The sequence below is a fragment of the Corynebacterium gottingense genome (assembly GCF_002285125.1).
Lineage (GTDB): Bacteria > Actinomycetota > Actinomycetes > Mycobacteriales > Mycobacteriaceae > Corynebacterium > Corynebacterium gottingense.
Map to the genome: position 1 here is coordinate 67,530 of NZ_NSGN01000001.1, position 22,705 is coordinate 90,234.

Here is a 22,705-nt window from a genome sequence, read left to right on the forward strand (position 1 = left end):
CAAGGTCCAGTATCATTTTCATTCCTTGTACCAGTTGGTGATCGTGTGCTCCTCAGCATCTCCTCCGAGCTGCCCATCCCCTTGCCCACACAGATCGCGCAGCAGATTCGGCTCGCCGTTACCAACGGCACGCTGCAGCCCGGAGACACGGTCTCCAGCACACGCGCACTCGCCCGCCAGCTCGGCGTCTCCCGTGGCACGGTCGTTACCGCCTACGACCAACTCATCAGTGAGGGCTTCCTTCTCGCTGCACAGGGCGCACCGACTCGGATCCACCCGGCGCTCACGCTTGCGCCACCGGCGCAGGAGCCGCAGCGCGACACGCGCCCAAGGACGACACCCCGCCCTCGGGTGTCATTGCGGCCGTCCGCGGGCAGCGCCGGCGCAGTGCGCCCGGCCGCGTGGCGCAAGGCCTGGAGGGACGCCCTTAACGCGGACGGTGCCAGCCTGGATAAGACCGGAGAACCAGAACTCAGAGCCGCCATCGCCGAGCACCTGCGCCTCGCGCGTGGCATACAGGTCGACCCCGCACACGTGGTGGTCACTGGAGGATCGCGCGAAGGGCTGCAGCTCATCCTGTACACACTGGGGTCGCGGCTGCGCGTGGGCGTTGAAGACCCGGGCCACCCCGGCCTGCGTCGCGTGATCCCCCTCAGCGGACACGAGGTGGTCCCCTGCACCACCGATCCCGGCGGGGTGGTCGTGGGCGAGCTTTCAGACCGCCTCAACGCGCTCTTGGTCACTCCGTCCCACCTGTACCCCTTTGGCGGTGCGATGAGCGCCTCGCGCCGCTCCTCCCTGCTCAACTGGGCAACGCGGACCGGCGCCGTGCTCATCGAGGACGACTTCAACACCGAGCTGCGCTACCTCATCTCGCCACAGCCCCCGCTCGCGGCGCTGTCACCGGGCGCCGACGTGCTCACGCTCGGCACGTTCTCCACGCTCCTCTCCCGCGAGCTCGCCGCGGGGTATGTCGTGGCCTCCCCCACGCTTGCTCCCGCGCTGCGAGAGACCCGAGAGCTCCTGGGAATGCCTGTGGCCACGGTGACGCAGCGCGCCATCGCGCACCTCCTCGACCGCGGGTACGTGCGCCGAAACGCGCGTGCAGCACACAATCGGCTCGCGCGACGGCGCAAAGCCGTTGCCGCCGCGGTGGTCCCCGCCCTGGAGGCGCGCGGCGCGCGGGTGACCGTGCCGGAAGCAGGCGGCGCGGACATTACCGCCGAGTTTCCCACCGTTGCGCTGCGGCAACAGTTCGAGGACCAGCTTGCCGCCAGCGGCGTGGAGTGCGGCCACGAGTCCAGCCTGTGGTCGGGTGGTGGGGATGGGCTTGTCCTGAGCTTTTCGCACCTGACGGATGAGGACTTCGAGTACGCGCTCGAGGCCATCCACCCGGGAAAGACGGCCTGACCTAGCCAGCTGCGGCCGCGACCTCAGCGCGACGCGGGGGCTCGCCGGCAGGTGTCCCCGCCTTCCGGCGTACTGCCCAGGCGTAGATCGCGCCGGTGATGTTGTGTAGCACCGCGGCGACCGCGCCGGGCAGCGCCGCCTCTGGGGAGAAGAACTTGCCGGCCATGCCACTTGCAAGACCCGCCGACTGCGTGCCCACCTCGATCGCCACCGTCCGGCGGTAGCTCTCTGGCTGCCCTGTCACCTTCGCCGTGAAGTAGCCCAGCAGGTAGCCGAGCGCGTTGTGCAGCAGCACCGCCGCGAACACGAGCAGCCCGACCTCGATGAGCGCCTCGTGGTTCTTCGCCACGGTTGGGAAGACCACGCCGCCAATGCCCAGGATGGAGATCCACGGCAGCACCGGAGCGATCTTGCCCATCCACGCATCGAGCGCGTAGCGCAGCGCGATCCCGCCGATCACCGGGATGAGCACGGTCTGCGCGAGCGACCAGGCCATCCCCGCACCGTCCACCGCCATGTCAGCGCCGGCGAGTAGCAACATGATAACTGGGGTCACAATCGGGGCGAGCAGCGTGGAAACGCTCGTCATCGCCACGGACAGCGCGACATCCCCCTTGGCCAGGTACGCGATCACGTTCGAGGAGGTGCCGCCGGGAACCGAGCCCAGCATGAGCAGCCCCACTGCGAGCGCAGGGCTCAGGCCTAGGAGCTTGGCCACCGCGACCGCGCCGAGCGGCATGATCACGAACTGCGCGACGACGCCAATGGCGATCGGGACGGGCCGCTTCGCCACCTCCTTAAAGTCCGGGATGGTCAGCGTGAGCCCCATACCGAACATGATGATCATCAGGAAGTACGTGATGAAGCTGGTCAGCGGGAGGAACGGCCCTGGCGCGACAAACGCGAGCACCGAACCGAGCAGAATAAAGGCCGGGAACGCGGCGACGGCGATGGCTGCCGAGCGATCTTCCTGTGTGCTCATGGCGAACTCCCACTCACTCTGTGGGATGAAACTCCGCATAACGGAATATGGGTGAGTATAAGTGATGCCGCGCACATGTTTGGGCGTTTCGCCCGATTGCTACCCGACGACCTCCGCGGCCACCACTCGCTTGCCCTGCCGGCCGGAAATGCGCGCCCACTCATCGGGGTTCGCCGTGTTCGGCATATCCTCGCTCTCGTCCTGCTCAGCGCGCACGGCCGCCCGGAGATGCTCCGCGTTAATCCCCTTCTGCACGGCGCTGGGCTGCTTATCGACGCCCACCGCCCCGATCCAGTCCTTAATCGCCAGCTTCTTCGCGCGGTCCACCACGTTGGCGATCATCGCGCCGGAGATGAAGTCGGAATAGTGGAGGAGCTGCGACGTGCCGTCGACAAGCTCCAAGCGCACGAACGGACGCGGGGCGAACATGGCGTCGGCGGCCGCGGCGATGAGCTCCTCGGGTGCCGCAGCGAGCGGGATAGCCGGCGTGATGTAGCGGGCGAGAATGTCTTCGGCCTCCGCGCGGTTCGGGCGCGAGACGCGGACCTTGATGTCCAGGCGTCCGGGGCGCAGGATGGCGGGATCGATGAGCTCCTCGCGGTTGGTTGCGCCGATGACGATCACATTGGCGATACCCTCGACGCCGTCGATCTCGGTGAGCAGCTGCGGCACCACGGTGGTTTCCATGTCGGAGCTGACCCCGGAGCCGCGGGTGCGGAAGATGGACTCCATCTCGTCGAAAAACACGATGACGGGGCGGCCGCCCTCGGCCAGCTCGCGGGCGCGCTCGAAGATAAGGCGGATGCGTCGCTCGGTCTCACCGACGAACTTGTTCAGCAGCTCGGGGCCCTTGACGTTGATGAAGTGGGCCTGTCCCCCGTCGCCGATGCGCTGCGACAGCGAGTTGGCCACGGCCTTGGCAATAAGCGTCTTTCCGCACCCGGGCGGGCCATAGAGCAACAGTCCCTTCGGCGGGGTGAGGTCGAACTCTCGGTAGAGGTCCGGGTGCGAGAACGGGAGCTCGACCGAGTCCTGGATCATCTCAATCTGCGAGCTCAGTCCGCCGATGTCGGCGTAGGTGACGTCCGGAACCTCATCGAGGGAAAGCTGGTTGACCTCGGTCTTGGGAACTCGCTCGAAGGCGTACCCGGCGCGGGTGTCCACCAGGACCGTATCGCCTGCGCGTGCGTGCTCCCGGAGTGGCTGCGCGAGGTAGACCAGGTGCTCGGCACCCTGTTGGTCCGCCACGATCGCGCGCTCGGTGTTGATCTTCTCGGACAGGGTGGCGAGCTGGCCGACGGCCTCGTACCCGCAGGACTCAACGACGATGGCGCCGTCGCCCAGGCGGACCAGCGTGCCCGGGCGCAGCGCGTCCGGCGACACGGTCGGCGCGACCTTGACGCGCATGCGGCGTCCGGAGGTAAACACCTCGGCCTCGTGGCCGCGCGGGGATCCCTCGAGGAACACCCCGTACGTCGACGCCGGATCGCCGAGTGCTTCCACCTGCGCATACAGGTCGTTGAGCTTGTCGCGGCTCGCTTTAAGCAGCTCCGCCAACTTCTTGTTTCGCGAGCTCATCGCCTGATTCTCGCGCTTGAGTTCCCGCAGCTCGGGGCCGAATGCGTCGTCGTTGATTGTGTTGCCAGCCATACCCACCACACTAGTGGGTGCCGGTAACAGCTACTTGCGTGCCCGGCGTTGCGGGCGAGGCGGCGTGACGCCGTCGGCAAGCCTGCGGGTCCACACGAGAAATGCCGTGTGCGCGTTCATGCGGTGCTCCGGACGGGTGGCCAGGCCCTCCACCTTCCACTCACGCAGCAGCGTTTCCCAGGCGCGCGGCTCGGTGAAGCACTTCGCCTCGCGGATCGCTTCCATGATGTTCATCAGCTGCGGCACGGTGGCCACGTACGTCATGAACACGCCGCCGGGGATGAGTACGTTTTTCACCGTGTCGATGAAGTGCCAGGGCTCGACCATGTCCAGGATGACGCGGTCGACCGGGCCGTCGAGGTCCTCGGAGGTGATCTCGCCGAAGTCGCCTAAGCGCGGGGTCCACCACTCCGGGGTGCCGTTGAAGTAATCGGCCACGTTGTCCTTGGCAAAGGCGAGGTGGTCGTCTCGGATTTCGTAGGAGAACACCCGGCCCTCGGGCCCGACCGCGCGCAACAGCGACATGGTCAGCGCGCCGGAGCCCGCGCCCGCCTCCAGCACGCGCGCGCCCATGAAGATGTCGCCCTCCACCAGGATCTGCGCGGCGTCCTTGGGGTAGATCACCGCGGCGCCGCGCGGCATGGACAGCACGTGGTCGACCAGGAGGTGGCGGAAGCACAGGTAGTCACTGCCCAGCGTGGATTTGACCACCGAGCCTTCGTCCGCGCCGATGATGTCATCGTGCATGACGATGCCCTTGTGCGTGTGGAACTGGCCGCCCTCGACCAATTGGATCGTAAAGTGACGGCGTTTCGCGTCGGTGAGCTGGACTTTGTCTCCTGCTTGGAACGGGCCTGAATACATGCGCCTAAGTATGCCCTACTCGGCTCGCGCACCGTAAAACGCGGTGAGCGCGCGGACGAAGTACTCCATGTCGCGCGCGCCGCACAGCTCGCGCGCCGAGTGCATCGACAGCAGCGGCACGCCCACGTCGACGGTGCGGATGCCCATGCGCGTCGATGAGATCGGCCCGATCGTGGATCCGCAGGGCACGCTGTTGTTGCCCACGAAGGTTTGCGAGGGCACCTCGGCCGCGCGGCAGGCGCGGAGCCACTCCGCCTCGGTGACCGCGTCCGAGGCGTAGCGCTGGTTCGCGTTGATCTTGAGCACCGGCCCCCCGTTGAGGCGCGGCCGGTGCGTTGGGTCGTGCTTCTCCGGGTAGTTCGGGTGGACGGCGTGCGCGGCATCCGCGGAGACCTGGAACGATTCAGCAAACACGTCGAAGGGCTCGCCGACCTCGCGGGCGATGCGGGTCAGCACGCGCTCGAGGAGCGGGCCGCCGGCACCGGTGGTCGACGCGGAGCCGACCTCCTCGTGGTTGAATGCGGCGAGCACCAGGATGTCCTGGGCGGCGTTCTTCGCGGCCAGCAGCGCCTCGAGCGATGCCCACACGCTGGAAAGGTTGTCCAGGCGCCCGGCGGCGAGCATGTCCCCGAGCAGCTCGCCGCGCTGCGCGTCGGCGGTGATGAGCTCGTGGGACACGATGCGCTGCGGGTCCACGCCGGCAGATTCACCGACGAGCTCCATGAGCGGTCGATCCCCGCCGAGGACGGGCGGCGTGTGCGCCTGGCGCTCCACGGTGGGCGCGTCGGCGCGGTAGAGGTGGATTGCCAGGTTGGGCACGCGGGCGACGGCGCCGGTATCCACGAGATGCTGCGCGCCATCATCGGTGACCACCCGTCCGGCAAATCGCAGGTCTCGGTCCAGCCACGTCTGCAGGATTGGTCCGCCGTACACCTCCACCGCCACCTGGCGCAGGCCCTCGCGCTGGAAGTCCGGCTGCGGTTTGGCCATCAGGCCCGGCGAGTCCGTGTGGGAGCCGACGATGCGGAAGCGCGGGCGCGGGTGCTCGGGGACCCACCACGCGATGACGGCGCCGCCGTCGACCAGGACGTGGCCGCCGGGTGCGGCCGGGTCGGCGGGGGCGGGCGACGTGGCGTCGATAAGCGAAAAGCCCTGCGCGGTGAGTGCCTGCGCGACGTTGTGCGCGGCGTGGAAGGCGCTGGGGCTGGTGTGGAGGAAGTCGATGAAGCGAGCGTGCATACCTCCACTCTAAGATGTGGGACACGATGACTCCACGACCGCTCGCACTTTCCCCGTCCCGCGCCTCCGACTACCAGCGCTGCCCGCTGCAATACCGGCTGCGCACCATTGACAAGATTCCGGAGCCGACCACGGAAGCGCAGGTCAAAGGCACATTGGTGCACGCGGTGCTCGAGGAAATGTTCGGCTGGCCGCGCGAGGCACGCACGTTCCCGGCCGCCGTCAAGCGCATCAAACCGGCGTGGGAGGAAATGCGCGAGAAGGACCCGAGCTGCGCGGAGCCGATTGACAACGAACTGGCGCTCTTCCAAGCCGCACGCGAGCTGCTTCGCGGGTACTTCCACATGGAAAACCCGCTCGGTTTCGACGCGCACGAGCAGGAAATGTACGTGAACACCGTCCTGCCCAACGGGGTGCCCGTGCGCGGATTCATCGACCGTGTGGACATCGCGCCCACGGGCGAGGTTCGCGTGGTGGACTATAAGACCGGGAAGAAGCCACTGCCCCGCTACTCGCAGGACGCGCAGTTCCAGATGCGGTTTTACGCGCTCGTGTACTGGCGGCTGTTCCAGACCATCCCCACCCAGCTGCGGCTGATGTACCTCAAGGTTATGGACTCGATGATCCTCACCCCGTCGCGCGAGGAGCTGGAGTACTTCGAGCGCGACCTCGCGGACCTGTGGGCGAAGATCGAGGCAGACGGGAAGGACGGTCACTTCCGGCCGAAGAAGTCCAAGCTGTGCGGCTGGTGCGCATTCCAGGACCTGTGCCCCGAGTTCGGCGGAACGCCGCCGGAGTACCCGGGCTGGCCGGGCTCCGCGGCGGACGGCCGCGCGGTAGACGGCCCCGCGGCGGAGGAGGCGTCGCAGGACTAGAACAGCCCGGAGACGCGACCCTCGCTGTCGACGTCGATGTTGTTCGCCGCCGGCTTCTTGGGCAGGCCGGGCATGGTCATGACGTCGCCGGTCAGCGCGACGACGAACCCGGCACCGGTGCGCGGGATGAGGTTGCGCACGTGCAGCGTGTGTCCCTCCGGGGCGCCGAGCTGCTGCGGGTCGTCCGAGAACGAGTACTGCGTCTTGGACACGCACACCGGCAGCGTGTCAAAGCCGTTGTCCTTGAGCATCTTGAGGTCGCGCAGGGCGGCCGCCGAGTACTGGACGTCGTCTGCACGGTAGATCTCGCGCGCGATGGTCTCGATAGAGGCCTCTATACCGTTGGCCGGGTCGTAGAGCTGCGTGGACGTGCCCTCGGTCAGGTTGTCCAGCAGCGTGGTCGCCAGCTCCCTGGCCCCCTCGCCACCCTTGGCCCACACGTCCGCCTCTGCGATGGCCACGCCGGTGCGCTCCGCCCAGTCGCGGACCCACTTAAGCTCCGCCGGCGTGTCCGTGTCGAAGCGGTTGAGGGCGACCACCGGGGTTACGCCGAACTTGCGGATGTTGTCCACGTGGCGCTCCAGGTTGGCAATCCCCTGCTCCAGCGCATCGACGTTTTCCTGCTTGAGCTCCTCGCGCGCGATGCCGGCGTTGTACTTGATCGAGCGCACGGTGGCGACGACGACTGCACCGGCGACGTCCAGGTCGCCGTAGCGTGCCTTGATGTCAAAGAACTTCTCCGCGCCCAGGTCGGAGCCGAAGCCGGCCTCCGTGAGCACGATGTCCGCGTACTGCATCGCGGTGCGGGTGGCCAGCAGCGTGTTGCAGCCGTGCGCGATGTTGGCAAAGGGGCCGCCGTGGATAAACGCGGGCGTGCCGCCGAGGGTCTGTACCAGGTTCGGGTGAATCGCCTGCTTGAGCAGTGCCGCCATCGCCCCCTCCGCACCGAGGTCGCCCGCGGTGACCGGCTTCTGGTCGTAGGTGAGGCCGATGGTGATGTTGGCCAGGCGCCGCTTGAGGTCCTGCAGGTCCGTGGCCAGGCCGAGGATGGCCATGATCTCCGAGGCGGCGGTGATGGTGAACCCCGTCTGTGCCGGAACACCGCTGGTCGGCCCGCCGAGGCCGGTGACCACGTTGCGCAGGGAGCGGTCGTTCACGTCCAGGCAGCGCTGCCAAGTGACGCGACGTGGGTCGATGCCCAGCTCGTTGCCCTGGTGGATGTGGTTATCAATCAGCGCCGCGAGCGTGTTGTTGGCTGAGGTGATGGCGTGGAAGTCACCGGTGAAGTGGAGGTTGATGTCCTCCATCGGCACGACCTGCGCGTAGCCGCCACCGGCCGCGCCGCCCTTGATCCCCATGACGGGGCCGAGGGAGGGCTCACGCAGCGCGACCATGGCGTTGTGGCCGAGGAGCGAGAGGGCGTCGGTAAGCCCGATGAGCACCGTGGACTTGCCCTCCCCGGCGGGGGTTGGGGACACGCCGGTGACCAGGACAAGCTTCGCCTTCGGCTGACCCGGGTGCTTGGTCACGTCGACCTTGGCCATGTGCGTGCCGTACGGGATGAGCGCGTCGGCCGAAACGCCGGCCTTCGCCGCAATATCCGAGATGGGCGCGAGTTGGTGCGCCTGCGCGATCTCAACGTCGGATTTCGGGGTGTGGTTTTGGGACGCAGATTGCGTTACTGTGGTGTCTGACATACCACCACAGTACCCGGTGCCAGGGACGCCACCCCCCCCCCGTGCGATGTGTCGTTAGAGCACGAGGGCGCCGATGCCGTACCCCAGCAGGATCGCCGTGGAGATGCAGACGACGCCGGGGGCGATAAACGGGTGGTCAAAAACGTATTTGCCGATGCGGGTACTGCCGGTGTCATCCATCTCCACCGCCGCGAGCAGCGTCGGGTAGGTCGGTAGCACGAACAGCGCCGAGACCGCCGGGAACGCGGCGACGGCGGTGAGCGGGCTCACTCCGATGGCGAGCGCTGCCGGCATGAGCGCCTTCGCCGTTGCCGCCTGCGAGTACAGCAGGCACGCGGCGAAGAAGAGGACCACGGCGAGCAGCCACGGCTGCGCCTGCAGCACGGTGCCGGCGACCGCCTGGATGTCGTCGATGTAGTAGTTGATAAACGTCGTGCCGAGCCACGCCACGCCCAGGACGCACACGCAGGCGGACATCCCGGAGCGGAACACCTGGGTGGTGAGCACCTCGGCCGCTGCGTGCTTGGTCACCCAGAGGATGATGGCGGCGGCCGACAGCATGATCGCCATGATGGCCTCGTTGCGCGGCACCGTCGGGTTCGGAATGAGCCCGATCTGGTCCGAGATCAACGTGGCGTAGGCCATCACGATGAGGATCGCGGCGACGAAGATGCCCACCGAGGTTTTCGCGCCCGCCTTCGGTGCGAACTCCGCGGACGCCTGCGGCTGCGCGACGAGCCCGTCAGCCACACGCTGCTGGTACACGGGGTCGTCCTCGAGATCCTTGCCCAGGCGGTTGGCCAGCCACGCCGTGGGGAAGATGGCCAGCAGCGTCGCCGGGAGCATCACCGCGAGTAGTTGCAGATAGCCCACCCCGTGATCCTCCAGGAGAGAGGCCATGAACACGACGGCCGCGGAGATCGGCGAGGCCACAATAGCCATCTGCGAGGCAATGACCGCGACAGAAAGCGGCCGCGACGGACGCACCTTGCCCTCCTTCGCCACCTCAACGATCACGGGGAGCGTAGAGAAGGCGGTGTGGCCGGTGCCCGCCAGCACCGTCATCAGCCAGGTGACCACCGGCGCGTACACGGTCACCCGCTTCGGGTTGCTGCGCAGGAACCTCTCCGCCAGGTACACCAGATAGTCCATTCCGCCGGCGAGCTGCATGGCGGAGATCGCCGCGATCACGCACATGATGATGCCGATGACGTCGAACGGGATCGCTTCCGCGCTCACCGGGATGCCGGTCGCGCCGAGGAGCAGCACCCCGAGCCCGCCGGCGAAACCGATAGCGATGGACCCCATCCGCGCGCCCAGCACAATGGCGCCGAACAGGATGATGATGTGCACGACGAGCAGCAGCGACACAGACCATTCCCCTCACGAGTTCAACGAATATAAATCGCGTACCATTATCGCCCGGATGGTACGACCATTCCAACTCGCGGTGCGTGCTCCTCCCCTGCAACGCGGGTGCCTGCGCCTATCGACGCCACGCCACCGGCACCCGCGCACCCCCGATCAATGTGGCGTGCTTGATGTCGGCCTAGTCTTCGTCGACGTAGAGCTTCCCGCGGTACTCCGGGTGCATGAGGTTTTCCTTGCTTAGCACCGCGTCGAGCTCCTCCTCGCTGAGCAGCCCCTTCTCCAGGACGAGCTCGCGGACGCCGCGGCCGGTCGCCGCGGCCTCTTTGCCAATCAGGTCGCCGTTGTGGTGGCCAATCACCGGGTTGAGGTAGGTGATGATGCCGATCGAGTTGGCAACGTAGGCCTCGCACACCTCCTTGTTGGCGGTGATCCCGGTGACGCACTTCTCGCGCAGCGTGCGCGCCGCGTTGGAGAGCAGCGAAATCGAGCTGAACAGTGACTGCGCGATCACCGGCTCCATCACATTGAGCTGCAGCTGGCCGGCCTCCGCCGCCATGGACACGGTGAGGTCGTTGCCAAACACTTTGAAGCAGGCCTGGTTGACTACCTCGGGGATGACCGGGTTCACCTTCGCCGGCATGATCGACGAGCCGGCCTGGCGCTCCGGCAGGTTGATCTCATTGAGGCCGGCGCGCGGCCCGGAGGACAGCAGGCGCAGGTCGTTGCTGATCTTGGACATCTTCATCGCAGCGCGCTTGATCGCGCCGTGCATCATGACGTAGCCGCCGGTATCCGAGGTCGCCTCGATCAGGTTCGGGGACGCCTGGATCTCCAGCTCGGTGACCTCGCGCAGCGCCGCAACAACCTGGTCGCGGTAGCCCTTCGGCGTGTTGATGCCGGTGCCGATGGCGGTCGCACCCAGGTTGATCTCCAGGAGCACGTTCGCCGCGTTGACCAGCGTGCGGTTCTCCTCGCCCAGGTTCTCGCCGAAGGCGGTGAACTCCTCGCCCAGCGTCATCGGGACGGCGTCCTGGAGCTGCGTACGTCCCATCTTGATGATGTCCGCAAACTCATCGCCCTTGGCGCGGAACGCCTTCTGCAAGAGGTCGAATTCCTCGATGAGGCCCTGGACGGCGTAGTACAAGCCGAGGCGGAAGCCGGTCGGGTACGCGTCGTTCGTCGACTGCGACATGTTCACGTCGTCGTTCGGGTTGATCTCGCTGTACTCGCCTTTGTCCTTGCCAATGTGCTCCAGCGCAAGGTTCGCCACGACCTCGTTGGTGTTCATGTTCACCGAGGTGCCGGCGCCGCCTTGGAACGCGTCGATCGGGAACTGGTCCATGCAGCGCCCCTCTTCCAGGATCTGGTCGCAGGCCCACACGATCGCCTCCGCTTTCGCCTTGGGCAGCGCGTGCAGGCGGCGGTTGGCCAGCGCCGCAGCCTTTTTCACCTGCACCATGCCGCGAATAAAATCGGGCACATCATTGATCGTTTCGCCGGAGATTTGGAAATTCTCCATGGCGCGCAGGGTGTGGATGCCGTAGTAGACGTCCGCCGGGACGTCCATCGTGCCGAGCAGGTCTTCTTCTTTGCGAGTCGTCATGCGGACCATCGTACGGAACGGACTTTTACCGCTCATCATTTGCCCGCTTCGGGGGTGAAAACTAGAGGCGCGCGATGCGCAGCTCAGTGGCGATCGTGCCCTCTGTGCCCAGCTCAGCCAGCTGATCCATCACCTGGTTAGCCGTCGCGCGCGGGACCATCGCGCGGACCGCAACCCAGTTCTCGCGCGACAGCGGCGAGACCGTCGGCCCCGTGATGCCCGGGGTCAGCGCCAGTACCGCGTCGAGGTTATCGCGGCAGACGTTGTAGTCGATCATCAGGTAGTTGTGCGCGTTGAGGATGCCCTCGATGCGGTTGAGGACCTTCACATGGGCGTCGTCAAGCTGCATGCCCTGGCGCTTCACGACGACCGCCGCGCTGGAAATAATCGGCTCGCCGAACGGAGCGAGCCCCTGCTGGCGAAGGGTGGCGCCCGTGGAGACGACGTCCGCGATCACGTCGGCGACGCCGAGCTTGATTGAGATCTCCACTGCCCCGTCGAGGCGGATGACCTGGCTGGGGGTAATCCCGCGCTGGGCGAGGTAGTCCTCCACGAGGTGTGGGTAGGAGGTGGCGATGCGCTTGCCTGCGAGGTCCTCGACCGCCCACTGCTCGCCCTGCTTCGCGGCAAAGCGGAAGGTGGAGGAGCCGAACCCGAGGTCCAGGACTTCCTCGACCTGCGCGCGGGAGTCTGCGGCGAGGTCGCGGCCGGTAATTCCCAGGTCGAGGTGGCCCTGGGCAACGTAGATGGCGATGTCCTTCGGGCGGAGGAAGAAGAACTCGACGCCGTTGGGCTCGTCAACAATATTGAGCGCCTTGTTCGCGCCGCGGCCCTTGTACCCGGCCTCCTTGAGCACCTGCAGCGCGTGCTCCGAGAGCGAACCCTTATTTGGAACGGCGAGCTTGATCAACGATTTCTCCATGGGTGGTTCTCCGCTGGGGATCTAGAGGTACTTGTACAGGTCGTCCGGGGTGAGGCCGCGCTTGAGCATCATCACCTGCGTCCAATAGAGCAGCTGGCTCATCTCCTCGGCCAGCTCCTCGTCCGACTGGTATTCGGCGGCGATCCAGACCTCGCCAGCTTCCTCGATGATCTTCTTCCCAATGAAATGCGCGCCCTTGTCCAAGGCGTCAACCGTGCCGGACCCAGCCGGGCGGTCTGCGGTCCTTTGGGTCAGTTCTGCGAAAAGGTCATCGAAGGATTTCACGCCTTCAAACCTTAGCGGACCTCGCGCGCCGCCGTGGCAAACCAGGAAAAGAGATCCTCCGCGGTGGCGCCGACAAAGCGAGCCGGGTCGAATTGGTAGACCCCGCTCGGGACCGGGTCGCCGAGCCCGAGGACGCGGCACCCGGACTCCGCGGCGGCGGACATGCCAGTCCAGGAATCCTCCACGACGAGACACTCCGCGGTGGGAGCACCAACCCGGCGCGCTGCCTCTTCGTACATGTCGGGCGCCGGCTTGGGGTGGGTGACCTCGTCGCCCGTGATGGAGTCCGTGAACAGTGCCGCGCCGATGGCCGCGATACAGCGGTCCGCCAGAGTGCGCTCCGTGTTCGTTGTGACAAACATGGGCACCCCGGCAGCGCGCAGCTGTTCGAGCAGGGGGCGGATGCCCGGGTTGAGTTCGATACCGCCGGCCAACTTCTCGGCCATGCGCTGGTACATCCAGGCGCGGAGCTCGTCCTGCTCGCCGTTGGCAAGCTCGTAGCCCGCCCACCGCGCGCAGATGCCCAGGGATTCCGCGAAGCTCGCGCCCTCAGTCTTCTTGCGCTCTTCAGGGGACAGCCTGCGTCCGAGCTTCTCCGAGAGTTCGAACGTGGCCTCCGCCCAGAGGGGTTCGGTGTTGATGAGAGTACCGTCCATGTCCCAGAAGATGGCTGCTGGAGCGGCGATCGCGCTACTCAAAGTCGGGCAGCTCCCCGAGGGCCTCATCGTCCGCACCGGACGCGATTGCGGCGCGACGGACCACGTCCGCAAGCTCCGACTTCTCCTCCGGTTCGAGCACCGCGTACTCATGCTTGGCGTTGAACTGCTCCAGGTTGTCGTAGAACGGCTGCACGAGGGCCTTCAACCGCTCTCCGTCCGGCGATGACTCAATGAGGTCGAATGCGTCAAGGAACATCTCGATGATCTGCTTGAGCTCCGGCAGCGCCTCCGGGTCGAACGGCTGCTCCCACAGCTCCTTGTCGCTTTCTTGCAGGTAGGAGCCGGTGGCAAAGGTGCGGAGGTCATCGATGAACTGGTCAACGTCCGGCTGCAGTCGGGCGCGAATCGAGGTCTCTGGTTGCGTCATGCTTCCCATTGTGATCGACTACGCGAAAACGCGCACCCCGAGCAGGCCGTCGATCGCGTTCACCAGGATGTTGTCGTGGTCGCCGCGGGCCATGTCCAACACCCGCAGGGCGCGCGGGGTGTCCAGGTCGTCCGCCAGCGCGGTGCGCAGCTCGTTGACGTTGGCCAGTGCTTCCGCCTCCGTGACGGGTTGCGCGAGTCGCTCCTGCCAGCGGGCCAGGCGCTGCTCTGCGGCCTCGAGGCCGCGGTAGGAAAAGTCACGGTCCTCGCGGTAGTGCCCGGCAAACACGGCGAGTCGGATCGCGGCGGCGCTGTGTCCCTGCGCGGTCAGCTTGTGCACGAACACGAGGTTGCCCAGCGACTTGGACATCTTCACGCCGTTGAGGGCGATCATGCCCGAGTGCACGTAGTGGCCCGCCATGCGCGGTTCCGCGTAGGCCGCCTCCGCGTGCGCGGCGGAGAACTCGTGGTGCGGGAAGGCGAGGTCCGAACCGCCGCCCTGGATGGCAAACGTGTGACCCAGCCGGTTGGTCGCAATTGCGGAGCACTCGACGTGCCATCCGGGGCGCCCCGGGCCGATCTTGGTCTGCCACGCGGGCTCGCCCTTACGGGGGCCGCGCCACACCAGTGCGTCGAGCGTATCCTGCTTGCCTTCGCGATCGGGGTCGCCGCCGCGCTCTGCGAAGAACTTCTCCATCGTGGCGCGGTCGTAGTTGGACTCGTAGCCAAATTGCTTGGTGGCGTGAATCGACGCGTACACGTCGCCCTGGTCGAGGCGGTAGGCGGAACCGTTGTCCAGCAGCGTTTGCACCATGGCGGCAACTTCGTCGACAGCTTCCATCGCGCCGATGAAGTCGCGCGGCGGTATCACGGAGAGCTCCTCCATGTCACTGCGGAACAGGGCAATCTGGCTGCGGCCGAGCTCGCGCCAGTCCACGCCGTCACGATCCGCGCGCTCGAAGAGGGGGTCGTCCACGTCGGTGACGTTCTGGACGTAGTGCACTTTGTGGCCGTTGGCCAGCAGCTGTCGGTGCACCAGGTCAAAGGTCAGATAGGTCGCGGCGTGCCCGAGGTGCGTGGAATCGTACGGGGTAATGCCGCAGACGTACATGCCCACCTCCCCGTTGGCGTTCGGCGTGACGTCGACGGCGTGAACGTGTTGATCCGCGGTGTCGTACAGCTGCAGGGGGCGAGGGATGCCAGCAACAGCAGCGACATGAGGAGTAGGCCAGGATTGCATGGCCACTACCCTACCCACTGCTGCCGGGGGCGCCGCTAATCGACGCTGTGCGCTGGCCCCATGGCTCTTAGCCTGCCGCCATCACGCCGGTTCCCAGCAGCAGCATGACCACGAGGCCGAGCGGGATGCGGTACGCGGCGAACCAGGCGAAGGAGTGGTTGGACACGAACTTCAGCAGCCAGGCGATGGAGACGTAGCCAAGGACGAACGCGATGGCGGAACCAATGAGGAGTTGGCTGCCGCTGGCGGCTTGTCCGCTTTCGGGGTTGAAGGCGTCGGGAAGCGAAAAGAGGCCCGACGCGAGCACTGCGGGAATGGCGAGCAGGAAGCTAAAGCGGGTGGCCACCTCGCGTTCGAGGTTGAGGAACAGGCCGCCGGAGATGGTGCCGCCAGAGCGGGAGACGCCCGGAATCAGCGCGAGGCACTGCCAGAAGCCCATGAGCACGGCGTCCTTCATGGTCAGGTCCTCGAAGCCGCGGGTCTTGGTGCCGCGGCGCTCCGCAAGAATGAAGACGAGCGAGAAAATGATGAGCACCGTCGCGGTAATCCAGAGGTTGCGGAAGTTGTCTCGGATGAGGTCCTTGAGCAGGACGCCCAACACAGCGACGGGGATGGTGCCGGCGATGACCATCCAGCCCATGCGGTAGTCAAAACCGCGCTTGTCCTTGTTTGCAAGGCCGACGAACCAGCCGGAGAGGTAGCGCCAGATGTCCTTGGCAAAGTAGACCAGGACCGCGAGCTCGGTCCCCAGCTGAATGACGGCGGTGAAGCTCGCGCCGGCGTCTTCGCCCCAGAAGAGCTGCGAGACGATGCGGAGGTGCCCGGACGAAGAGACCGGGAGGAACTCGGTGAGCCCCTGCACGATAGAGAGGACGATGACCTGAACCCAGGACATGGATTCGGCCAACTGTGTCGGATCAGTCATGGCAGAACACACTACCCGCGAGTGGCTGCAGGGACCGAACACACACGGCCGGAGCGAAGCTGGCAGGTTGCTAGGGTTAGGGGTTGTGAAATACGGAAAGAGATTTGCCGTTGCGCTCGCGGCCGCGACGTCCTTGGCGCTCGTCGCCTGCGGTTCGGATGTGACGGGTGACCAGCTGGAAGAAAGCATGGGCAACGCGACGCCCGATCCGTCGCCGCAGGCCGCGGACCCCGCCGGGACGGTCTTCCCCTTCGACGCCATCGAAGACCTCGACACCACCGACGGCGTGATCGCCGTCCGCACCGCCAATGCACTCACGGTGGGCACCCTCGACCAGCTGCGGGACGGCAGCGCCGCCGCGCATCCGCTTTCCGGCGAGTGCGGCGATGTCTCTGCAAACGCGGGCACGTTCGCGCTGGGCTGCGGCACCTCGATCATGCTGGTGCGCGCCGATGACCCCGGGCAGGCGGACACGCTCGATGTGGATGAGCGCGTAACGTCCGCGACGGTGACTTCCAGTGGTGACGTGCTCGCCGGCAGCAACAGCGAGCGCGATGTCTGGCTCTACCGCGACGGTGAGCTCGCGGACACCTTCTCGGTGGCGCGCGAGACCGACCAGCTCCAGGCCGTACCCGTCGACGGCCAGGCGGACAGCGTCGTGCGTACCAACCGCTTCGACACCACCGTCCAGGACATCGATTGGGGCAACGGGCGCCAGGGCGGCACACTGCGCGCAGGTCTCGGTGTGGGCAAGATCGCCGCCGGGGCGAATGGTCTGCTGCTTGCCGCCGACGCCACGGGCGACCAGCTCCTCGTCTACACCACCGACGACATCATCCGTCTGCACCAGATGGCCCCGGTCCCGGAGAGCCCGTGGGACGCCGCCTGGGACAACAGCAACCAGGTCGCGTGGGTCACCTCGACGGCGACGAACACCGCCACCGGCTACGACATCTCGCGCGGCGTTCCGCTTCAGCGGGGTGAGCTGGCCACGGTGGGCGATGCGCAGAGCATTGCCACGCTTGACGACGCCACGCTGCTCATCGCCTCCGCCTCCGGCGGCGGCCTCCAGGTCGTTGAGCCGGACGAGCTCCACCTCGACGAACTGCCGGCGGCGACCGCAGCGGCCGACGCCCCGACCCAACAGTCTCCTTCCTCCCAGCACAACGAGGGTTAATCATGACGTTTCTCCAAAAAGCAATGCACTCCCTGCCCGACGGTACGCAACTGACGAAGGCTTCCGAAGCGGCCTACGACGCGGCGTACGCCGCCGCGCTGAAGGCGATGTTCCTCCTTCCGCCCGAGCGCATCCACGGGATCATCAACGCAGGCTTGCGCGCGCTGCACGTGGCGAGCCCGGTGAACCGACTCGCGGAGCGCGTCGTGCGCGTGCACGACTCCGCGCTCGAGCAGGAGTGCTTTGGCGTTCGTTTCCCCGCGCCGCTGGGCCTTGCCGCCGGCTTTGACAAGAACGCGTCGTCCCTCGACGCGTGGGGCGCGCTCGGCTTTGGCTACGCGGAGGTCGGGACGGTCACGCCGAAGGCGCAGCCCGGTAACCCGGCTCCGCGCCTGTTCCGCCTCCCCGCGGACAAAGCGATCCTCAACCGCATGGGGTTCAACAACGACGGCGCCCTGCCCGCCGCGCTGAACCTGGACGCCCGGAAGTCGGACGACATTGTGGGCATCAACATCGGCAAGAACAAGACGGCGACCGACGCGGTGGCGGACTACCGGGCCGGCGCCACCGTGCTGGGGCCACACGCCGACTACCTGGTGGTAAACGTGTCCTCGCCAAACACGCCCGGCCTGCGCGACCTCCAGGCGGTTGAGGAGTTGCGCCCGATCCTCTCCGTCGTTGCAGAGTCCACCGCCACTCCGGTGCTGGTCAAGATCGCCCCGGACCTCTCCGACGAGGACATCGACGCGGTCGCCGACCTGGCCGTGGAGCTGGGGCTCGCCGGCATCGTGGCCACCAACACGACCATTTCGCGCGAGGGCCTGCGCACCCCCGCGGATGAGGTGGAAGCGATGGGCGCCGGTGGCATCTCAGGCGCGCCGCTGAACGATCGCGCCCTTGAGGTCCTGCGCCGGCTGCACGCGCGCGTGGGCGACCAGCTGACGCTCATGAGCGTTGGGGGTATTTCCACGCCGGAGCAGGCGTGGGAGCGCATCGCCGCAGGCTCCAGCCTTCTCCAGGGCTACACCGGGTTCATCTACGGCGGTCCGGCCTGGATCAGCCGTATTCACCGCGGGATCGCGGCGCAGGTGCGCGCCCACGGGCTGGAAAACATCGCGCAGGCGGTGGGCAGCGAGCTGCCCTACCTGCGGTAGTCGCTCCCCCGCTTACGCCCGTGGGCGCGTAGTGCGTCGCAGCACGATGGCGCAGAGTAACGCTGCGACGCCCCACAGGGCGGGCCAGTACGTCTGCGTGTAGAAGAGCGTGTGCGTAGGCAACGCGACGCCCAAGCCGATGAGCACGAGCGCGATAATAAGCGCGGCGACCTGCGTGCGCGAACCCTCGTGCGAGGTGCTCACCGTAGCGAACGCGCCGATGATCACCGCAGCGATGAGGACGGTCAGGGTTTGGAGTGTGAGGGCAAAGAGCTCCTCACCACGCAAGACCGAGAGAATAGTAAAGAGGAAGAGCGCGGCGGCGAGCGTGATAAACGCTCCGCCGACGCGAAGTTGAAGCGGGGCCATGACGGATCGGTCTACTTGGTCTCGGTCCAGCCCCACGCGATCGCGCGGCCCACGCTGTGGAAGTACAGGTTAAAGCCGAGCTGCGTCGGGTTCGCGATCTGGTCCGCCGGCAGCTCCTCCACGTCGACCGCGTGCACCGCGAACAGGTAGCGGTGCGGGCCGTGCCCCGCGGGCGGGTTCGCGCCGTAGAAGCCAGGCGCGCCCGAATCACCAACCAGCTGGATCGCACCGACGCCCAAGTCCTCCTTGGACGCATCGCCGGTCGCAATGGACTGCGTGCTCACCGGAATGTTGAACGCGGCCCAGTGCCAGAAGCCAGAGGTCGTCGGCGCGTCTGGGTCGTAGCACGTAATGGCCAGGGACTTGGTCCCCTCCGGAAGGTCGGACCAGGCCAGCTGAGGCGACGTGGCATCGTCGCCGACCAGGGAGTCGGGCAGCTCGGCGCCGTCCTCGAAGTCGGTGGAGCTAAGCGGGAACGACGGCAGGTCCTTCAACGCTGCGTACGGGTCCGGGCCGGGAAAACGGTCTGAAACGTAGGAAGCAGTCATACAGATATTCCTACCCCAGCGCTGTGACTTTCGCCATGATTTTCACTAAAAGTTCTGTGGGATCACGGCGTGATGCGTGATGGGAGGGGGCAGCAGAATGCCAAGGGTGTGGTTTGGAAGCGCAATTTTGTCCATTGTGCCCTAAAAAAGCGGTGTTGTGCAGGCGATTTGTGTGTTTTACGCCGTGCACCTTATAGTGTTTCAAGTGCCCAGCCGAGAGGCTGAAACACCCGGCCCGGGTGGCGGAATGGCAGACGCGCTAGCTTGAGGTGCTAGTGTCCTATTAACGGACGTGGGGGTTCAAGTCCCCCCTCGGGCACAACCGACCGGCCTCCTACGATGGAGGCCGGCTTTCTTTTTGTACAAGGAGGTTTGGCGGTGGCGCAGCGTCAACCTACAGCGCGCCCCTCAACCGGTCGGATCGCGCTGCTCGCGCTCGCTGCGGTGGGGTTCGTAGCCGCGTGGTGGCTCCTGGACGTCCCCTCCCTCGCCACGCTCCGCACGTGGGCGGAATCGACCGGCCCCTGGTTCCCGCTCGTTTTCTGGCTGCTCTACGTACTCATCACGCAGTTCCCCATCCCGCGGACGGTCATGACGCTGTCTGCGGGCATCCTCTTCGGCACCGGGCTCGGCATCGCGCTCTCGCTGACGGCGACCACGGTCGCCGCGGTCATCTCGCTCCTCATCGTGCGATTCCTGCTGCGCGATTGGGTCGAGCCCCGCCTCACCCACCCCGCCGTGCAAAAAATCAACGCGCGCCTGGAGCAGCGCGGCTGGCTGGCCGTGACCAGCCTGCGCATGATCGCTGGAGTCCCCTTCTCCATCATGAACTATGCCGCAGCACTCACCCGCGTACGCGTCCTTCCCTTCGCCATCGCCACGCTCCTCGGCTCAGCGCCCAACACCGTGCTCGTCGCAGTCTTCGGAGACACGCTCACGGGCCACGCCAACCCGTGGGTCATCGTCGCCGTTGTCGTGTTAGCAGTGCTGGGTGTCGGGGGCTTGCTTATCGACGCCACCCTGCCCACCCGCGACACGCCCACCCCGAAGAGTAAAGGCCTGAACGTAGACCAGGCGTAACATCTCGGTCATGATTGCAGTCCACGCGAGGTACCGGGGAAGGGATAAGGCGCGCGCCGAGGTCGTACGGCGCTCGGCCGAGGCGCTCGCGACGCTGCCTGGCGTCGGCGAGTTTGAATTGTGCAGCGTGGAGGACATCCGCGCCGATGTCGTCGGGCCCGAGCACGCGCTCAACGTGATTATGGCGCTACTCTCTGATGGCGACTGGGCCATCGGCCTGGGGATCACGGGACATGGACGCGCCGTCTTCGCGGCGACGGACGCGGTGGGCACGCGACCCGCGCAGGTGAAGGTCGTAGTGGACACGCCGGACCCCGGCACCTCCGCCAACGACATCGAGGCGACGTTCGCGCTCCTGGGGTATGTGCTGCACAAGCGCACCCTGGAAGGCCGAGAGGCCACCTCGCTGGTGCGAGGTGGCCTCAATCAGAACGAAGCGGCTGCGGAGCTAGGCATCTCCAAGCAGGCGATAAGCCAGCGGCTGCAGGCCGCCGGCTGGCAGGCGGAGCAGTCGGGGTGGAAGCTGGCGCTGAACCTGCTCACGCAGGCGTCGCAAAGCGCTTAATGCGCTACCCCTGGTACGGGCGATTCGGTTCGTCGGCCGGCAGCGGATCCTGCGGGCCCGCACCGAGTTCACGGCGACTGCTTCCCGGGGCAACCTGCGGGGCGTCTTGCGTCGGATCCGGGTCGTCGACATGCTTGTTGGCTACCGCGCGGGCCTCGGCGAGCGCCTTAGCCAGCTCCGGGTCGGTCGAGGTGTCGAACCAGGAGTCCGTGTTTTCCGCCTCCGCCATCTCCTTGGTTTCCTCGTCCACGTTTGCAGGTTCGTAGCGGAACACGCCGTCCTCGCCCTTGCCCGCGAACGCCTGCGCAAACTGCTGCAGCGAATCGCCGAACTGGGACGGGATCATCCACATCGTGGCTGCCTCGTTCTCCGCGATCTTGGGCAGCTTTTCCAGGTACTGGTACGCCAGGAGTTCCGGTGTGACGCCGGAGGACTTCACGGCCGCGTTGACCTTCTGGATCGCGCGTGCCTCGCCCTGTGCGGCCAAGTACTTCGCGGCGCGCTCGCCCTCTGCGCGCAGGATCATAGCCTGACGCTCCGCCTCCGCGTTCAGAATGGCGGCGTGCTTCTCGCCCTCGGCGGAGAGGATGCGTGCTTGCTTCTCGCCCTCGGCAGTTTTGATGTCGGATTCACGCCTGCCCTCTGCGGTGAGGATCATTGCGCGCTTTTCTCGGTCCGCCTTCATCTGCATCTCCATGGACTGCTGGATCGACGGCGGCGGTTCAATGGCCTTAAGCTCAACTCGGCTGATACGAAGGCCCCACTTGCCGGTGGCCGCGTCAAGTTCGCCGCGCAGGCGGCGGTTGATGGTTTCGCGGGAGGTCAACGTCTCTTCAAGCGTCATGCCGCCAACCACGTCGCGCAGTGTGGCGGTAGAAATCTGCTCCACGCCGACAAGGTAGTTGTCCACGCCGTAGATGGCCTTGGCGGGATCGTTGATCTGAAACGTGACCACCGTGTCGATGGCGACGGTGAGGTTGTCCTGCGTGATCACGGCCTGCGGCGGGAAGGACACGACGCGCTCGCGGGTGTCCACGCGTGCGCGGACGGAGTCAATGAACGGGATGAGGAGGGTCAAGCCACCGGAGACCGTGCGGGTGTAGCGGCCAAGCCGCTCGATCACCGCGGCTTCACCCTGTGGAATCAGTTTCACCGATGCGAAGAGGAGCGCCGCCACCAGCGCAATGATGACGACGAGGACAATAGTTGGGCCCATCTAACGTTCCTTCCAGACGACCGCGACAGGGCCGTCAATGTCTGCCACTGTGACAATATCGCCGGCGACGATTGTGTCCGCCGGATCCAGCGACCTCGCGGACCAGATGGAACCGTCCATCCGGACCTGGCCGCCGGTGGGGCCGAAGGCCTCGAGCACCTCCGCGCGCTGCCCCACCAGGGCTCGCGGGGAATCGTCGTACACCTTCGGCTGGTGGTAGCGCTTGTGCAGGTAAGGCCGCAAGAAAAACCAGAACGCCGCCGAGGAGGCGACGAACGCGAGGACTTCCGCCCACAGCGGAACCCCGGCCAGTGCCACCCCGGCGGTAGTGAGTGCGCCGGCCCCGAGCATGAGTAGCGTGAACTCACCCACCGCCAATTCAAGGCCGGCGAGGACAGCTGCTGCGACAAACCAAACGAGTGCTCCCACGTGCTCAAGGTTACAGGAG

The 22,705-nt window shown here is 66.4% G+C and carries 23 protein-coding genes and 1 tRNA gene; 7 read left to right on the forward strand and 17 right to left on the reverse strand.

What is annotated here, in order from left to right; genetic code table 11:
• Nucleotides 1-45: 45 nt before the first annotated feature.
• Nucleotides 46-1,410, forward strand: coding sequence for a MocR-like pyridoxine biosynthesis transcription factor PdxR (gene pdxR, locus CKJ82_RS00325; protein ID WP_095536585.1), 1,365 nt, complete (start codon nt 46-48; stop codon nt 1,408-1,410).
• Between the two features lies 1 nt (nt 1,411).
• Here the strand turns inward: pdxR and CKJ82_RS00330 are convergent, their stop codons facing one another.
• The 4 genes from CKJ82_RS00330 to CKJ82_RS00345 form a co-directional block, all read right to left on the reverse strand.
• Nucleotides 1,412-2,392, reverse strand: a complete 981-nt coding sequence (locus tag CKJ82_RS00330) for a bile acid:sodium symporter family protein (protein ID WP_095536586.1) — start codon at nt 2,390-2,392, stop codon at nt 1,412-1,414.
• Nucleotides 2,393-2,491: 99 nt separating this feature from the next.
• Nucleotides 2,492-4,042: a proteasome ATPase gene (gene arc, locus CKJ82_RS00335; protein ID WP_095536587.1), complete on the reverse strand. Its 1,551-nt coding sequence runs from the start codon at nt 4,040-4,042 to the stop codon at nt 2,492-2,494.
• A gap of 30 nt (nt 4,043-4,072) precedes the next feature.
• Complete coding sequence (locus CKJ82_RS00340; protein WP_095536588.1) at nt 4,073-4,906, reverse strand: tRNA (adenine-N1)-methyltransferase; 834 nt, start codon at nt 4,904-4,906, stop codon at nt 4,073-4,075.
• 15 nt (nt 4,907-4,921) lie between these two features.
• Nucleotides 4,922-6,145, reverse strand: coding sequence for a M18 family aminopeptidase (locus CKJ82_RS00345; RefSeq protein WP_095536589.1), 1,224 nt, complete (start codon nt 6,143-6,145; stop codon nt 4,922-4,924).
• Nucleotides 6,146-6,171: 26 nt separating this feature from the next.
• Between CKJ82_RS00345 and CKJ82_RS00350 the strand changes: the two genes are divergently transcribed.
• Entirely contained in the window at nt 6,172-7,020 is an 849-nt protein-coding gene (locus CKJ82_RS00350; RefSeq protein WP_420838537.1) for a RecB family exonuclease, read from the forward strand.
• Here CKJ82_RS00350 and CKJ82_RS00355 read toward each other — a convergent pair.
• From CKJ82_RS00355 to CKJ82_RS00395, 9 genes are all read right to left on the reverse strand, one after another.
• Nucleotides 7,017-8,717, reverse strand: coding sequence for a formate--tetrahydrofolate ligase (locus CKJ82_RS00355; RefSeq protein WP_095536591.1), 1,701 nt, complete (start codon nt 8,715-8,717; stop codon nt 7,017-7,019). The genes CKJ82_RS00350 and CKJ82_RS00355 overlap by 4 nt on opposite strands.
• Before the next feature lie 54 nt (nt 8,718-8,771).
• Complete coding sequence (locus CKJ82_RS00360) at nt 8,772-10,079, reverse strand: anaerobic C4-dicarboxylate transporter (RefSeq protein ID WP_095536831.1); 1,308 nt, start codon at nt 10,077-10,079, stop codon at nt 8,772-8,774.
• A gap of 187 nt (nt 10,080-10,266) precedes the next feature.
• Complete coding sequence (aspA, locus tag CKJ82_RS00365) at nt 10,267-11,691, reverse strand: aspartate ammonia-lyase (protein ID WP_095536228.1); 1,425 nt, start codon at nt 11,689-11,691, stop codon at nt 10,267-10,269.
• A gap of 61 nt (nt 11,692-11,752) precedes the next feature.
• Nucleotides 11,753-12,601 (reverse strand): ATP phosphoribosyltransferase, encoded by an 849-nt coding sequence (gene hisG, locus CKJ82_RS00370; protein ID WP_095536152.1) that lies wholly within the window; start codon nt 12,599-12,601, stop codon nt 11,753-11,755.
• 33 nt (nt 12,602-12,634) lie between these two features.
• Entirely contained in the window at nt 12,635-12,898 is a 264-nt protein-coding gene (locus CKJ82_RS00375; RefSeq protein WP_095536592.1) for a phosphoribosyl-ATP diphosphatase, read from the reverse strand.
• Nucleotides 12,899-12,909: 11 nt separating this feature from the next.
• Nucleotides 12,910-13,623, reverse strand: a complete 714-nt coding sequence (locus tag CKJ82_RS00380) for an HAD family hydrolase (RefSeq protein WP_276289732.1) — start codon at nt 13,621-13,623, stop codon at nt 12,910-12,912.
• On the reverse strand, nt 13,589-13,993 hold the full coding sequence (locus CKJ82_RS00385; RefSeq protein WP_095536154.1) for a hypothetical protein: 405 nt from the start codon (nt 13,991-13,993) through the stop codon (nt 13,589-13,591). The genes CKJ82_RS00380 and CKJ82_RS00385 overlap by 35 nt, the downstream gene beginning before the upstream one ends.
• A gap of 9 nt (nt 13,994-14,002) precedes the next feature.
• Nucleotides 14,003-15,223, reverse strand: a complete 1,221-nt coding sequence (gene mshC / locus CKJ82_RS00390) for a cysteine--1-D-myo-inosityl 2-amino-2-deoxy-alpha-D-glucopyranoside ligase (protein WP_095536593.1) — start codon at nt 15,221-15,223, stop codon at nt 14,003-14,005.
• Nucleotides 15,224-15,290: 67 nt separating this feature from the next.
• Nucleotides 15,291-16,148 (reverse strand): undecaprenyl-diphosphate phosphatase, encoded by an 858-nt coding sequence (locus CKJ82_RS00395; protein ID WP_095536156.1) that lies wholly within the window; start codon nt 16,146-16,148, stop codon nt 15,291-15,293.
• Between the two features lie 85 nt (nt 16,149-16,233).
• Here CKJ82_RS00395 and CKJ82_RS00400 point away from each other — a divergent pair, with 85 nt between their 5' ends.
• The gene (locus CKJ82_RS00400) at nt 16,234-17,325 is read left to right on the forward strand and encodes a hypothetical protein (protein ID WP_233126964.1); all 1,092 of its coding nucleotides are present in this window, start codon (nt 16,234-16,236) and stop codon (nt 17,323-17,325) included.
• A 23-nt stretch (nt 17,326-17,348) separates the two neighbouring features.
• On the forward strand, nt 17,349-18,479 hold the full coding sequence (locus tag CKJ82_RS00405) for a quinone-dependent dihydroorotate dehydrogenase (protein ID WP_095536832.1): 1,131 nt from the start codon (nt 17,349-17,351) through the stop codon (nt 18,477-18,479).
• Between the two features lie 12 nt (nt 18,480-18,491).
• Here the strand turns inward: CKJ82_RS00405 and CKJ82_RS00410 are convergent, their stop codons facing one another.
• Nucleotides 18,492-18,848, reverse strand: a complete 357-nt coding sequence (locus CKJ82_RS00410; RefSeq protein ID WP_095276562.1) for a hypothetical protein — start codon at nt 18,846-18,848, stop codon at nt 18,492-18,494.
• A gap of 11 nt (nt 18,849-18,859) precedes the next feature.
• Entirely contained in the window at nt 18,860-19,396 is a 537-nt protein-coding gene (locus tag CKJ82_RS00415; protein ID WP_095276558.1) for a YbhB/YbcL family Raf kinase inhibitor-like protein, read from the reverse strand.
• A 233-nt stretch (nt 19,397-19,629) separates the two neighbouring features.
• On the opposite strand from CKJ82_RS00415, the gene CKJ82_RS00420 reads away from it, so the two are divergent.
• The 3 genes from CKJ82_RS00420 (at nt 19,630) to CKJ82_RS00430 (ending at nt 21,041) form a co-directional block, all read left to right on the forward strand.
• Nucleotides 19,630-19,715 (forward strand) — tRNA-Leu (locus tag CKJ82_RS00420).
• 59 nt (nt 19,716-19,774) lie between these two features.
• Entirely contained in the window at nt 19,775-20,476 is a 702-nt protein-coding gene (locus tag CKJ82_RS00425) for a TVP38/TMEM64 family protein (protein WP_233125442.1), read from the forward strand.
• Between the two features lie 10 nt (nt 20,477-20,486).
• On the forward strand, nt 20,487-21,041 hold the full coding sequence (locus CKJ82_RS00430; RefSeq protein ID WP_095536158.1) for a MarR family transcriptional regulator: 555 nt from the start codon (nt 20,487-20,489) through the stop codon (nt 21,039-21,041).
• A 4-nt stretch (nt 21,042-21,045) separates the two neighbouring features.
• Here the strand turns inward: CKJ82_RS00430 and CKJ82_RS00435 are convergent, their stop codons facing one another.
• Entirely contained in the window at nt 21,046-22,257 is a 1,212-nt protein-coding gene (locus CKJ82_RS00435) for an SPFH domain-containing protein (RefSeq protein ID WP_095536159.1), read from the reverse strand.
• Entirely contained in the window at nt 22,258-22,686 is a 429-nt protein-coding gene (locus CKJ82_RS00440; protein ID WP_095536594.1) for an NfeD family protein, read from the reverse strand.
• Nucleotides 22,687-22,705 lie beyond the last annotated feature (19 nt).

What these genes read in the sequence shown, in the direction of transcription:
- CKJ82_RS00435 (WP_095536159.1), bottom strand. Translation starts at nt 22,257, where the DNA reads ATGGGCCCAACTATTGTCCTCGTCGTCATCATTGCGCTGGTGGCGGCG.
- arc (WP_095536587.1), bottom strand. Translation starts at nt 4,042, where the DNA reads ATGGCTGGCAACACAATCAACGACGACGCATTCGGCCCCGAGCTGCGG.
- CKJ82_RS00410 (WP_095276562.1), bottom strand. Translation starts at nt 18,848, where the DNA reads ATGGCCCCGCTTCAACTTCGCGTCGGCGGAGCGTTTATCACGCTCGCC.
- CKJ82_RS00385 (WP_095536154.1), bottom strand. Translation starts at nt 13,993, where the DNA reads ATGGGAAGCATGACGCAACCAGAGACCTCGATTCGCGCCCGACTGCAG.
- CKJ82_RS00395 (WP_095536156.1), bottom strand. Translation starts at nt 16,148, where the DNA reads ATGACTGATCCGACACAGTTGGCCGAATCCATGTCCTGGGTTCAGGTC.
- CKJ82_RS00380 (WP_276289732.1), bottom strand. Translation starts at nt 13,623, where the DNA reads ATGAGGCCCTCGGGGAGCTGCCCGACTTTGAGTAGCGCGATCGCCGCT.
- CKJ82_RS00415 (WP_095276558.1), bottom strand. Translation starts at nt 19,396, where the DNA reads ATGACTGCTTCCTACGTTTCAGACCGTTTTCCCGGCCCGGACCCGTAC.
- aspA (WP_095536228.1), bottom strand. Translation starts at nt 11,691, where the DNA reads ATGACGACTCGCAAAGAAGAAGACCTGCTCGGCACGATGGACGTCCCG.
- CKJ82_RS00350 (WP_420838537.1), top strand. Translation starts at nt 6,172, where the DNA reads ATGACTCCACGACCGCTCGCACTTTCCCCGTCCCGCGCCTCCGACTAC.
- CKJ82_RS00430 (WP_095536158.1), top strand. Translation starts at nt 20,487, where the DNA reads ATGATTGCAGTCCACGCGAGGTACCGGGGAAGGGATAAGGCGCGCGCC.
- mshC (WP_095536593.1), bottom strand. Translation starts at nt 15,223, where the DNA reads ATGCAATCCTGGCCTACTCCTCATGTCGCTGCTGTTGCTGGCATCCCT.
- CKJ82_RS00345 (WP_095536589.1), bottom strand. Translation starts at nt 6,145, where the DNA reads ATGCACGCTCGCTTCATCGACTTCCTCCACACCAGCCCCAGCGCCTTC.
- CKJ82_RS00355 (WP_095536591.1), bottom strand. Translation starts at nt 8,717, where the DNA reads ATGTCAGACACCACAGTAACGCAATCTGCGTCCCAAAACCACACCCCG.
- CKJ82_RS00330 (WP_095536586.1), bottom strand. Translation starts at nt 2,392, where the DNA reads ATGAGCACACAGGAAGATCGCTCGGCAGCCATCGCCGTCGCCGCGTTC.
- CKJ82_RS00405 (WP_095536832.1), top strand. Translation starts at nt 17,349, where the DNA reads ATGCACTCCCTGCCCGACGGTACGCAACTGACGAAGGCTTCCGAAGCG.
- CKJ82_RS00340 (WP_095536588.1), bottom strand. Translation starts at nt 4,906, where the DNA reads ATGTATTCAGGCCCGTTCCAAGCAGGAGACAAAGTCCAGCTCACCGAC.